The 13,887-nt window shown below is 47.4% G+C and carries 6 protein-coding genes; all 6 read left to right on the plus strand.

What is annotated here, in order from left to right; all coding sequences use genetic code 11:
- The first annotated feature begins 211 nt into the window (after nt 1-211).
- The 6 genes from AB4Y93_RS24630 to AB4Y93_RS24655 all read left to right on the plus strand — a co-directional run bounded on the left by AB4Y93_RS24630 (nt 212) and on the right by AB4Y93_RS24655 (nt 13,861).
- On the plus strand, nt 212-667 hold the full coding sequence (locus AB4Y93_RS24630) for a DUF6843 domain-containing protein (RefSeq protein WP_441895946.1): 456 nt from the start codon (nt 212-214) through the stop codon (nt 665-667).
- Between the two features lie 122 nt (nt 668-789).
- Nucleotides 790-1,965, plus strand: a complete 1,176-nt coding sequence (locus tag AB4Y93_RS24635; RefSeq protein ID WP_441895948.1) for a serine hydrolase domain-containing protein — start codon at nt 790-792, stop codon at nt 1,963-1,965.
- Nucleotides 1,966-2,149: 184 nt separating this feature from the next.
- The gene (locus AB4Y93_RS24640) at nt 2,150-8,701 is read left to right on the plus strand and encodes an OmpL47-type beta-barrel domain-containing protein (protein ID WP_441895950.1); all 6,552 of its coding nucleotides are present in this window, start codon (nt 2,150-2,152) and stop codon (nt 8,699-8,701) included.
- Nucleotides 8,702-9,067: 366 nt separating this feature from the next.
- Nucleotides 9,068-11,554 (plus strand): LuxR C-terminal-related transcriptional regulator, encoded by a 2,487-nt coding sequence (locus AB4Y93_RS24645; RefSeq protein ID WP_441895952.1) that lies wholly within the window; start codon nt 9,068-9,070, stop codon nt 11,552-11,554.
- Between the two features lie 18 nt (nt 11,555-11,572).
- The gene (locus AB4Y93_RS24650; protein WP_441895954.1) at nt 11,573-12,442 is read left to right on the plus strand and encodes an AraC family transcriptional regulator; all 870 of its coding nucleotides are present in this window, start codon (nt 11,573-11,575) and stop codon (nt 12,440-12,442) included.
- Between the two features lie 138 nt (nt 12,443-12,580).
- On the plus strand, nt 12,581-13,861 hold the full coding sequence (locus tag AB4Y93_RS24655) for a glycoside hydrolase family 27 protein (RefSeq protein ID WP_441895956.1): 1,281 nt from the start codon (nt 12,581-12,583) through the stop codon (nt 13,859-13,861).
- The last annotated feature ends 26 nt before the right edge of the window (nt 13,862-13,887 follow it).

Consider the following 13,887-nt stretch of genomic DNA (forward strand, 5'->3'; position numbering starts at 1 on the left):
CTCATATAGTCATTATTATGACGATGGGGCACCTCCATTTATCTGAATTAAACAAAAACTGCTTGCCCACAATTTACTGAAAAAAGCAGAGAACCCCTTTTGAGACAGCCTCCTTTAGTTTGCTTGGGGTACTACAAATGTTAGAACTAATGAAGAGCAGAGAACAGGCGTATAATCCTGAATTAGATGTTGGAGCTCGCGAGGGGATTTGATGAGTGACAAGAAAATAATCGCCGGAGTTGTGGTTATCGTTGCTGTATTGTGGTTCATGGGAAGCTTATTTTTCACTCGATTAGATTCAACGAATGATATTTATCTAATTCCCGCGGGTTATGAGGGCGAAATCAGAGTAAATTATAATGTTCCAGGTGCGCCAGCACTTGAGAAGGAAGGGAAATACGATGTCATTCCAATTAGAAATGATGGAACATACGATACCTCAAAACCTGACATGGAATATGGGCTTGTGACAGACCAGTACTACTATATCAGCGAAGATGGAAGGCGGACTACGATAGATGAATATTGTATCCATGGCATAGGAAATGGTGAAGCGGGAATTGATTCTAACGTCATCATCCATATCGATTTGGAAATCACTAGAACAAAGTGCAGTGAAGATTATATGGTGTTCGGGAAAGAAATGAATCATGATAAAGACAATTAATCAGTAATTGAAGACGATATGCAAAAAGCGAGCAGATGAAGAGGAGTTTTCTTTTACTGTAGCGAATATATCAACCGACCCTGGTCCGAAGAATTGATTTGGAGAGAAGGAGATTATCAAATATGTTGGATCAAACAGCAATCAGTCAGCTTAAAGCAACACTTAGAAAAGGTATCGATAACAACGAAGTAGCAGGCGCTAATTTCATGGTGATCAAGGACGGAAGAGAAATCTTCTATCATGAAGACGGACTAGCCGATTTGGATGCTGGACGTCCCATTACAAGAGATTCCGTTTTCCGTTTATATTCCATGACGAAGCCAGTTACGGCTACTGCTGTAATGATTCTGGTAGAACGCGGAGAAATTGATTTATTTGATGCGGTAAGCCGGTATTTACCTGGCTTCAAGAACCAACTGGCGGAGAAAGACGGCGAATTGGTGCCGGTGGAGCGGGAAGTAAATATCCATGACTTGCTTGATATGACCTGTGGATTGGTTTACGGAGGAACAAATGCTGCTGGACAAGCAACGGAAGCATTGTTCAAAGAAATTGACGGACGTTTGTTAGGTGAATCACCTGTAAGTACGGTGGAAGCAATGAACCGCCTGGGTGAATGCCCTCTTGCATTCCAGCCGGGATCGTCCTGGGCATACGGAACTTCAGCTGATGTGCTTGGAGCGGTAGTAGAAATTGTAAGCGGCAAACGGTTTGGCGAGTTTTTGCAGCAAGAATTGTTTGGCCCTCTTGGTATGAAGGATACCGGCTTCTGGCTGCCTGAGGAGAAGAAAGAACGTCTTGTTAACACTTACGCGGACAATGGAGAAGGCGGATTGACGTTGTATGAGGGTAATCATCTTGGCATTATTAATCAAATGGACCGCAATCCGGCGTTCGAATCAGGAGGAGCGGGACTCGTCTCTACGATAGATGATGCTGCCAAGTTCACAACGATGCTGATAAACAAAGGAAACCTGAATGGTGTTCAAATTCTGCGTCCAAGAACGGTCGAGTATTTGACTTCAGGAACGTTAAAGGCCCATCAGCAACCAGCTTTTGAAACATGGCATACTTTGGCAGGACATAGCTACGGCAACCTGATGCGCATTGTTACAGATACTAAGACGACAGGAATTCTAGCAAGTCAAGGGGAGTATGGCTGGGATGGCTGGCTTGGTGCCTACTTCGGTAATTTCCCTCTAGAGAGAATGACTATTCTGTTTATGATTCAGAAAAAAGATGCGGGTACAACCTCGCTTACTCGGAAGCTTCGTAATATTGTGTTAAGTTCATTATAAAAGGAAAGCGCTGCCGCGCAGATCTGCGGCAGCGTTTTTAATTATATAGAGGTGTTCATGCTATTTGCGATATTTTGTCAAATTTCTGCATTTTTTTCGTGAGGAATTAACTAAAGTTAATTGGCTGTTAACTGTATCTTTGCTAAGCTGTTCCTGCTCATTCAGTTAGAGGAGGATGAAGATTTTGCTTCGTAAAATAAGTTACGGCCTGTTATTGGCCGCAATCGCTTTTGTATTCTGGCCTGCGGGAGGGCAAAAGACGGTTTTTGCGGCCGTTTCGATGGAACCATGGTCCAACCTTCCCGAACCGATTCCAGGAGCTTCGGCAAGCGCTGTACTCTCTGGGAACAAAATTCTGGTGACTGGGGGACAGAACGGTTCGAATTCCAAGTCTAAGAATTCGTACGTGTTCGATACCATTAGCAAAACCTGGACTACTAATGCTCCTACTTTGCCAGTAGCCTATCATAAACAATCCATGCTGCGGGACGGCAGAGTATTGGTCACAGGAGGAAATGCATTCGAGAACAGTATCGGGTACGTATACAACGATCTGGCCCGAATCTATAATCCACAAACGAATGCATGGACAAATGCCGCGAACGTCCCTCATACCGTGCTAGGACAAACGCAGAGTACACTGGCGGATGGCCGTGTCATGATTGTTGGGGGATCTAATGAAGTTTATTATCCCGGGACCAGCATAACGTACAATAATTCGTATATTTACGATCCGTCAACGAATCGTTGGGATGAAGCTGCTCCTCTGCCGATTACCTTGTATGAAGCAGCTCAAAGCACCTTGAAGGACGGCCGGGTGCTGCTAACCGGTGGTTTAAACGGTTATGCTTACTCCTATGCTTCGTTCATATATGATCCTGCGTCTAACACATGGACGAAAGCAGCCTCATTGCCATATGCCTATGAGGATATTTTTTTCAGGCATTCGCAAGTAACGCTTGAAAACGGGAAAGTGCTGGTCATGGGCAATTATAATTTTTACATTTACGATCCAGTGACGAATAACTGGACGAAGGACAGTGAGAACACGGGTCATTTAACGGATGCCAGTCTGGTTTCAATTGGTTCCGATGTATATGTTGTAAGCGGGTATGATTATTTGGACTATTCAACTAATACCAAGCTTTATAAGCTTACGTTTGACTTTACTGCACCGACTGCACCGACTATTACAGGCGGAGACAGCGGATGGAACGGAACCGATGTGGATGTGACGATTACGCCAGGAACAGATGCGGGAACGGGAGTGGACCGAACGGAGTACAGTCTATCTGGCGCGACGACATTGGCTTGGACAACTTATTCCGAAGCAGATTTCATTCATATCTCGAATTCGGGACAGACAACCGTTACAGCTCGAACAGTTGACAAGGCAGGGAATATCAGTGATACAGCCTCGACTGTCGTTAAGATCGATAAGACAGCTCCTTTAACGCCAATTATCAACTTGTCGGCGAACGGATGGACCGCAAATAATGTGACGGCTGCTCTATCGGCGTCTTCTGATTCTGGAGGCTCAGGCGTGAGTCGCAGAGAGTATAGTCTATCAGGTGCCACATCGCTTGGGTGGACCACGTATTCTGGTACCGTAACTATTGCAGCGGCAGGAGAAACGACATTCCATGCGCGAGATATTGATGAAGTAGGTAATGTCAGCGCTGAAGGAAGTGCGGTCATACAAATTGACAAAGCACCACCGCTTACACCTAGTATCACACCAACATCAACGGCTTGGAATCAATCAGATGTCACGGTTACCATTGCTCCTGGTACGGACTCGGGAGGCTCCGGCATAAGCAGGACGGAATATCAGTTGACTGGCGCGAAGACTTTGAACTGGACATCCTATTCCAGTTCGTTCGTCATTGGGACTGAAGGTCTGACGACCGTTGAGGCGAGAACAATCGATAATGCAGGTAATATAAGTGCAACCAAGTCAGTTACGTTGAAGCTGGACAAGACACTGCCTACAGCACCAACAGTTACTCCTGACTCGACGGCCTGGACGAATGCTGCCTCAGTCAAAGCAGCAGTTACTGCGGGTACCGATGGCGGCTCAGGAGTCAGTAGAACCGAGTATAGCTTAAGCGGAGCGACAACACTTGGCTGGACGACATACACGGGACAAGTGACGATCAGCGCAGAAGGACAGACTACACTCAGCGCCAGAACCGTCGACATAGCAGGTAACATTAGCGCAGTCACGACTGGCATAGTTAAGATCGACCGTACTACTCCTGGGGTGCCAGACATCAAGGAGTCAACCATAGCTTGGACGGCAGCCGATGCTACATTCACATTGGCGCCAGGGACCGATAGCGGTTCTGGAGCATCCCGTACGGAGTACATGCTGAGCGGAGGAACAACACTAGGCTGGACAACCTATACGGGAGCTGTGACGATTACGGAAGAAGGTCAGACGACGATTAACGCCAGAACCGTTGATCAGGCAGGCAACACAAGTGGACCACGCTTAGGTGCGATCTTAATAGACAAAACGAAGCCGACTACGCCAGTGATTACACCTTCTGCTACGGGTTGGAGTGTATCGGATGTGAGCGTATCAATTATATCCGGAACAGACAAGACCGGATCTGGTGTGAGCAAAACCGAATACAAAATGTCCGGTGCGACAACGAAGGATTGGACAACATATTCCACAGCTTTTTCCATCAGCGCCGAAGGCCAGACAATGGTGGAAGCAAGAACCATCGACAAAGCAGGCAATATAAGTACGGTTGCGACAGTTACGGTGATGATCGATAAGACAAAACCGACAGCACCAACCGTAACGCAAGATGCATCTGGTTGGACGAATGCCTCGTCCGTCAGCGCAACAATTATGGCAGGGACGGATAGCAGTTCAGGTGTCAATAGGACGGAATATAGCTTAAGCGGAGCAATGACGCTTGGCTGGACAACGTATTCGGGCCAAATGTCCATCAACGCCGAGGGGCTCACCACGATTAACGCACGAAGTGTGGATAATGCGGGTAATATAAGTCCTGTGTCGACGAGCTCAATAAAGATTGACCGTACTGCTCCAACGATTCCTTCAATCAGCCCAGATAGTGGAGAATGGTCAGCTGTTTCCATTTCCGTGACGCTGACTGCTGGAGCAGACAGCGCTTCGGCAGTAGAGCGGGTTGAATATAAGCTGACAGGTGCAACGACGCTTGATTGGACAGCTTACACAGGACCAATTAACTTGACCAAAGAAGGAATAACAATAGTATCCGCGCGGACAGTCGATAAGGCTGGAAATGTTAGTGCGGAGTTCGAGGCAGCTCAGTCTCTCGATCTATCAGCACCTGGTGCAGCGATATTAAGCTCGGACGCTCCGGATTGGACTTCGGCAGATAGCGTGAACGTGGCGGCTGAGGCAGGAACGGACAGTGGCGGATCGGGTGTTAATCGGGTCGAATACAGCTTGTCCGGTGCAGTAACATCAACGTGGAAGCTTTACACAGGGCCGATTCTCGTGACAGCCGAGGGGCAAACAGAAGTAACTGTGAGAACGGTAGACAATGCCGGCAACTTGGGTGCTGAGTCCAAAAAGACGGTTAAGATCGACCGGACGGCACCATCCAAACCTGATATCCAAGCTGATGCAACGGGATGGACGTCAGCGGATATCAAGGTTACGGTGACGCCTGGTACGGACCCATTATCTGGAGCAAGCCGTACGGAATATCGCTTATTAGGTGCAACAACACTTGACTGGACGACCTATACTGGAACGATTACGGTAACAGCGGCTGGAGAGACTTCGGTTCAAGCACGAATGGTGGATGAGGCAGGCAACTTCAGCGATACATCTGTCTTAAACGTGCACATTGATAAAACTGCACCAATTGAGCCGCAAGTATTGGTTGAAAAGGAGGGCTGGATATCGGCTGCTAAGGTTGCCTTCTCCATTACGGCGGGCACAGATCAAGGCGGCTCAGCAGTAGACCGAACAGAATACAAGTTGACTGGTGCAGCAACAAAAGATTGGACGACTTATGCAGGAGCAGTGGACATCGAAGCGGAAGGTGCAACGACAATCAGCGCGAGAACAATCGACGCTGCTGGTAATGTTGGCCCCGTACAAGAGGTGACGATCCGAATCGACAGATCATCGCCTACTATTCCTTCTATTAAACCAGAGACAACAGACTGGATCTCAGCTGATTCTGTAAAAGTTACAATTACAGCAGGTGAGGACATTGGTGAATCTGGCATCGAGAAGTCAGAATACCGAATCACGGGAGCGGGCGCGCGAGATTGGACCGTTTATACCGGAGAGATTAGCATCACAGCAGAGGGCGTGTCGACCATTTACGCGAGATCCGTTGACCAAGCCGGCAACATTGGTCCATCTGCTGAGTTGATTGTGAGAATCGATCGTACTCCACCTTCAGCGCCTGTTACGCAATCACCAGTTAATGGTGAAGTACTGGGGGACAACCTACCGACAATAGTAGGCACTGCAGAGGAAAATTCGATTATTGCAATAACGATTGATGGAGAGGAACTCCCGGCAGTTACTACGGATAGTAAGGGCAGCTGGACATATACACCGGTTTCTCCACTGAAGGATGGCAAGCATCAGATCCGTGTATCCGTGAAGGATGCTGTCGGCAATGCTGCCGCAGAGGAGGACGTATTGACGTTTACGGTTGACACCACGGCTCCAGAAGCACCTGTTATCGAAGAGCCGGTAAATGATGCTATTTCGGGAATTTCAAAGCCTGTATTTAAAGGGCATGCTGAAGCGGGTTCAAAGGTCACGCTATATATCGGAGATTCACAGATAAAATCAATAACAGCTGATGAGGACGGAAACTGGTCATACACGATAGTAACGCCGCTGGAAGACGGTATATACGTGTTAAAAGCTACAGCTGCAGACGCGGTCGGTAATGTGGGTTCTGAATCCGGGCTTGTCTCGTGGACGGTGGATACGAATGCACCTGTGGCACCGGTCGTACTTGCACCGATTAATGGGAATGTTACGAATGAGAATAAGTTAACCATTTCCGGGACGGCCGAAGCCGGTTCCTTAATCACCATTGAGATCGATAACAAGAAAATGGCTGAGAAAAAAGCAACCAGCTTAGGTGCTTGGTCATTCACACTTACTGAAGCACTCGCTGATGGTAAGCACATTATTACGACAGAAGCGGCTGACGAGGCTGGTAATATCGGTCCGGCTTCTGAAACGGTTGAGATCATGATCGATACTGAAGCACCAGAGGTGGCCGTGATTACAGCTCCAACTGAGGGAGAGCAATTGAATAAAACAAAACCGCAGCTGCGCGGATCTGCTGAAGCTGGTGCGTGGATTCATCTGACGCTCGATGGTACTACAGTTGATCCCTTCAAAGTCGGAGAAAGCGGCATTTGGTCCTACTCCCCATCTGAAGGACTAAGTGATGGCATTCATCGAGTCAAAATCAATGTTACAGATGAGGCGGGCAATGTGAAAGAGGAGGCTGTGGAACTCCGTTTTGTGATTGATACGACAGCACCGGAGGTCCCGGTTATCACCCAGCCAACTGCTGGATCGCGGACTAACGTTACGAAGCCTACACTGGTTGGAACAGCGGAGAAACAGTCTCGAGTAAATATCTTACTCGATGACGAGGCGGCTGCTGTAGTAGAAGCTGATGAGGATGGCAACTGGGAATTTATACCCGTTGTAGATCTGGCAATTGGGAGGCACATGATACAGGTGCAAGCTGAGGATAATGCCGGCAATGAAAGCGGTATGTCGGCTGAACATGATTTCGAGATTGTCTCCAGCAATGCTGAACTCAGCAAACTTACGCTAAGTGACGTTAAACTGAACGAGTTATTCCAAAGCACACAGCTTGATTATACAGCAAGAGTGAATTACTCGGTATCGAGCACCGAAATTACGGCAGTCCCAAGTGATTCTAATGCAGCTGTAGAAATTTTACTTGAGGACGGTCAACAAGCTGGCAAGCCAGTCAAGCTAAAGGTTGGAGAACAAAGGGTAATCATTCGTGTAACCGCTCAGGACGGGACTACCATCCGGACTTATAAAGTGACGATCACAAGAAATCAGTATGTCGAGCCGAAGCCAGATGAGCCGGAAACACCGGAAACTCCTGAGCCGGTCAAGCTGATTTCCTGTAAGCCAGAAGGAGATAATAGTGTCCAATTCACGGATATGGCAGGACATTGGGCCAATCAAGCGGTGCAACATGCATACGGCTGTGGTGTAGTCAAAGGCTTTAATGACAGTACGTTCCATCCGGACGCGCAGGTAACACGGGCAGAATTTGTTACGATGCTCATGAACACAGTTCTTGATAGCTCGGAGCCAGCTGGAAGCGGAGAAGGCTTCTCCGATAGCAGTAATATTCCAGCTTGGGCAGCAAATGCAGTGGCAGAATCAAAAGGATATGGCTTCGTAAACGGCTTCGCGGATGGCTCATTCCGGCCTAATGAGCAAGTAACTCGTGCTGAATTGATTACGATGCTGGCCAAAGCAGCTGGGATCAAGCCGCTGGAAGCAGATAAAGTCACTGGAATGTTCGCTGATGCGGATGATATTCCTGCTTGGGCTGCCGGCTACGTGGCTGCGTTGCAGGAGAAGGGTCTCCTGCAAGGAAGAGGTGATGGCAAATTTGAACCAACAGGCCATGCAACAAGAGCAGAAGCAGCCGTGCTGCTGCTGCGGATTATCGAATTCCGACAAGACTGACGAAATAGTGGAGCAGGGGCTAAACCTGTTATGGGGATCCGTTATAAACTCAAATTGGTCAATTTTGAACAAATAGCGTGATGTAGATTCGTAAGCCGCAGAATGTAACAGTTAATGGGGATGTTTCCAAAGCCAAAAATGGCTTATGGGACATCCTCATTTTTTGTTTAAAATCATTCCTAAATCTCCGCAAAAAATGTCGAAGCTTCTGTTTGAAATTCAGTATAATAGAGGTACTAGAACCGACTTGAAGGAGATCGTATGTTATTCTCTGAACCTATCCTATTAAAGACAAAGATTAGACTTCCTGTTGTAAAAGAAAATTTGGTCCACCGTGAGAGATTACTTGGGTCATTGGAGCATGGCATGAAGGGGCGTTTAATTACGATTTGTGCTCCCGCAGGTTCGGGCAAGTCAACGTTAATTGCACAGTGGGCACAACTTGCAAGTATACGAACCGCGTGGGTATCGCTTGATGAAAGAGATAACGATACTGTCCGTTTCTGGCGTTATGTTGTAAATGCCTACATCGAATCGGGACAGCCATCATTGATTGAATCGCTTTCCGTTGTTGCAGCTCTAGTGGCAGGCTCAACGTTGAACGCGGTTATTGACACGTTATTAAATGAGCTTACAGCTGTGCAAGAGCCGATTGCTCTTGTGCTGGATGACTATCATCATCTTCAGCTTGCCGATATACATAACAGCTTAACTTATTTTATCGACTATTTGCCTGCCCATCATCGGATTATTATTGCAAGCCGTGGAGAAATCTCCTTCGACGCTGCCAAATGGCTGGCAAGAGGAGAGCGGACTGATATCGGCATGCAGCAGCTGCAATTTACGCAAGAAGAGACACATCAATTTTGTAGAGCAGCGGGAATTGTTCTCGAGCAAAGACATGCAAATATGCTGGTTGAAAAAACAGAAGGATGGATTGTAGGACTTCAGCTAGCCTCGATTTCGCTTCAAGCACAGCAGGATATTGACCACATGATCGTAGGCTTTGATGGCAGCAATGATAAGGTCTCCTCGTATTTGTTTCAGGAGGTGCTCGATAAGCTGCCGTCAGAGATAACGGATTTTTTACTGCAAACTTGTGTATTTGACCGAATGGATGCAGAGGTTTGCGACAAAGCCTTTCGCCGATCTGACAGCAGGGACATGCTGGAGAAGCTGCGTGCTTTGAATTTATTCGTCATTCGGCTTGATGATCGTAACGGTTGGGTAAGATATCATTCGTTGTTTGCCGAATTTTTGAGGAACCGTCTCTGTTCACGAAGCCGAAAGCTATGGCTGGACTATCATCATAAGGCAAGCCAGGCTTTTGCTGAACGAGGTATGCTGGATAAAGCGATTGATCATGCCATTTCAAGTGAAAGATACAACGAAGCAGCAGAGAGGCTGGAGGCGTATATTCCGGATGCACTTAAGCAAGGGGAGCTTGCTTCTTTACTCGAACGTATTCAGTTAGTTGCTGCACATGTTCCGTTAACAGCGAGGCTATTGATGTATCAGGCGTTTGCGTTTATGTTGATGGGGCAAATGCATTTTTCCGCAGAAACCGTTGAGAAGCTGGAACTGAAATATGAGCAATCGGAGCTCGCTGAAGAGCTTGAGCCGCTCAAGGGTGGTATGCTGTTCCTTCAATCGAACCTGCTCTTTTATACCGGCCGTTACGAGCAGTGGGATTCGTTTGTTGGATATCGTCTTCATGGTGTACTGCCGGAGGATCCCATCTTCTACAATTTTAACTACAATATGATCGAGCCACTTGTGAGACGGACCGCTTTTGGTTTGAAAGGAGTCCTATCTGCAGATACGGAGAGGATTGGGCAACGGTTTGTTTCAGTGCTGGAACGGCATGGCTGGGGTCATTCCCTAATCAATCTGTACGTTGTACAGGCGTTATGTGAAGGTTATTACGAATGGAACAGACTAGGTGATAGTCTTCAATTAGTTAGAAAAATAGAGCAGTCCGACCGGGCTAGACAAACGGCAGGCTTGTTTGTACCAAACCGGATTACGCTTGCGCGCATTCATGCTGCTTCAGGACATTTTCTACAGGCTCATGAAGCGCTCGACGAGGCCGTTCAATTGGCGGAGCAGCTTGGTGAATACCATTGGCTCTATCCACTTCGGGCAAATCGTGCACATCTCTATTTGAAGGAAGATAATTTGGCCGAAGGAAAAGCCGAGATTTCACAGCTGCGTCTATCCGATAGGATCCAGCCGGCCTCAAACCGTTGGTCCGAGTATACGGTATATGCACGTATTCTAACCGCTCAAGGCAAAATGGGGGAAGCCATGCGGCAGCTTGACTGGATCAAGGGAGCTACCGAGCAGGAGCATTGTTTCCTCGTTCTGGCGGAGATCAGCATCGTGCAAGCCCTGACAGAATTCCAACGAGGCAATCGTGGGGCTGCGATTCAGCAATTGCATGAAGCGCTGGTTATTGGCGAGCCAAACGGCTATATTCGAAGCTTTGTTGATGAGGGGCCGCTGATGAGAAAGCTGCTGCTATCCTATATGGAGCAGCGTCAACGCGATACCGGACATGTCATTTGGGAAGGCGTTACGCTCGATTATATAGCCAAGCTGCTAGAATGCTTCCCGGAGCAAGAGACAGCTTCTCCTCAAGCAGTGACCCCTTTGGTTGAGCCGTTGACCGAGCAGGAGAGTTATATTTTACAATTGCTTGGACAAGGTGCTCCTAACCGGCAAATTGCAGCCAAGCTGGCTTTGACAGAAGGTACTGTTAAGGTATATTTATCCCGGATCTATGCTAAGCTTGGGGTCTCATCAAGGACACAGGCTTTAGCTGCGGCACGTCAACTAAATTGGATGGAATAAGTGAGTGGAGGATAGGCGATGAACAACGAGACAGGAACGTTTGGATTTCGCTTGACTACACCTGACCAGTTAGCGCTTTGCAACCTGTTTGCGATTGGCAGGGATTACATAAAAGATCCGCATTACCGCTGGGACGGATTAATTCGGACAGATGGTCCGCTTCTATTGTTTCAATATACGCTGGATGGAGAAGGTATCTTTGAGACGGACAAAGAGACCTATCGCATTAAGACAGGACAAGCCTTTATGACCGAAATTCCCGGTAATCACCGTTATTATTTTCCGAAAGGCGGGACGCATTGGTCCTTCGTGTTTGTGCTTATTCGTCCGTCCCTAATCCTGCCCAACTGGGAGGAAGCGAAGAAGCATCTAGGGGAGACACCAACTCTGCCGTCTTCGAGCAGACCCATCCGCTTGCTTCAAAGAATGTGGGAGGAAGCGCAGGCAGGACGGATTAAGGAGCCTTATTCGGCATCTTCTTATGTTTATCAATTTATTTCTGAGCTTTGCCGGTTTGCGTTCACATCGGATGATGACCGTAATGAATGGCCGCAGAAGGTGAATGAGGCTGTGGTATATATCGATTCTCATTACGAAAATATGATTAGTCTCGATCAATTAGCCGATAAGCTGGACTTGTCCAAATATCATCTGCTGCGAGTATTTTCGAAGACCGTTGGCATGTCGCCCAACCATTATTTAAATCAGGTTCGGATTAAGGCAGCCATGCGTTTACTGCGTGAGACGGAATGGAGTATAGAGCGGATTGCAGAACAGGTTGGTTATTCCGGCGGGAGTTATTTTATTAAATGGTTTCGGAAGATCACAGGGGAGACTCCAGGGAATTTCCGTATTGGCGTCAATTATAATCATGTTTACTTAGATTAGAAAAATTAAGTTTAATAAGCCGCAATATATTACTATGATTGATGCTAGATTACTGTAGAAACCTCATTCTTCTTGGACGTAATATAGAAGTATAAGAGCAATTCATTTCTATTACGTATACAGGAGGATTTCATCTATATGAAGCATCATACTTTTGCACAGACACCACCGATGGGTTGGAATAGTTGGGATTGTTACGGAGCAACCGTAAGGGAAGAGGAAGTTCGCGGCAATGCTGACTATATGGCGGACAATCTTAAAGCCTATGGATGGGAATATGTTGTTGTTGATATCCAATGGTATGAGCCAGGAGCAGTATCGGATTTGTACCGTCCTTTCGTTAGATTGGAAATGGATAATTACTCACGGCTTATTCCAGCTGTAAATCGATTCCCGTCTTCGGAAGGTGGACAAGGCTTCAAGCCCCTATCGGATTATGTGCATAGCCTTGGATTAAAGTTTGGTATTCATATTATGCGTGGTATTCCACGTCAGGCCGTACATGATAATACACCAATAAAAGGTATCAATGTGACGGCTCGCGATATCGCCCATACCTGCTCCTTCTGCGGTTGGAATACGGACATGTATGGTGTAGATGCATCCAAAGAAGGCGCACAAGAGTATTATAATTCGCTCTTCGAGATGTACGCGGAGTGGGGTGTTGACTATATTAAAGTGGATGACATTGCCGATTCCTGGCTGCATGGTGGGGCGCATCTTGGAGAAATCGAACTGATTCGCAAAGCAATTGATCATGTTGGACGTCCTATGGTCCTCAGCCTCTCGCCAGGTCCAGCTCCAGTGAAGCATGCTGATTTCTTAGAAGACAATGCGAATTTATGGCGGATGACTGATGATTTCTGGGATCGTTGGCCGCTTCTTCTAGATATGTTCGATCGCTGCAAAACGTGGGAGGGCCGTCCCAAGCCAGGCAATTGGCCGGACTGCGATATGCTTCCGCTCGGACGAATTGGTGTTCGCTGCTCGCATCCTGACCGGATGACGAACTTTACGCGTGATGAGCAGCTGACCATGATGACTCTCTGGTCGATATTCCGTTCTCCTCTTATGATGGGCGGCGAGATGCGTGATAATGATGAATGGACGTTATCGCTGTTAACGAATAAAGATGTTCTGCACCTGCATCGCAACAGCTTTGGGGCACATCAAGTAATGCGGGCTGGAGACCGTGTTGTTTGGGCGGCTGAAGGTAGTGATGGCGAACGATATGCGGCTTTGTTCAATACAGGTGAAGAAGCGGCGGAAGTTACTGTGGCCTTCAGTGACTTGGGTCTTCACGAAGCAGCGAGTGTGAAAAACTTGTGGAGTGGTGAAAATATCGGAATCGTATCCGGTGCTTTATCGGCTAACATTCCAGCCCATGGAGCGGCATTGTATAGACTTACAAGAGATTAAGTAAAACGGCGGGTTCCCTCGGGAAC

The sequence above is a fragment of the Paenibacillus sp. YAF4_2 genome, from assembly GCF_052113225.1.
Taxonomy (GTDB): domain Bacteria; phylum Bacillota; class Bacilli; order Paenibacillales; family Paenibacillaceae; genus Pristimantibacillus.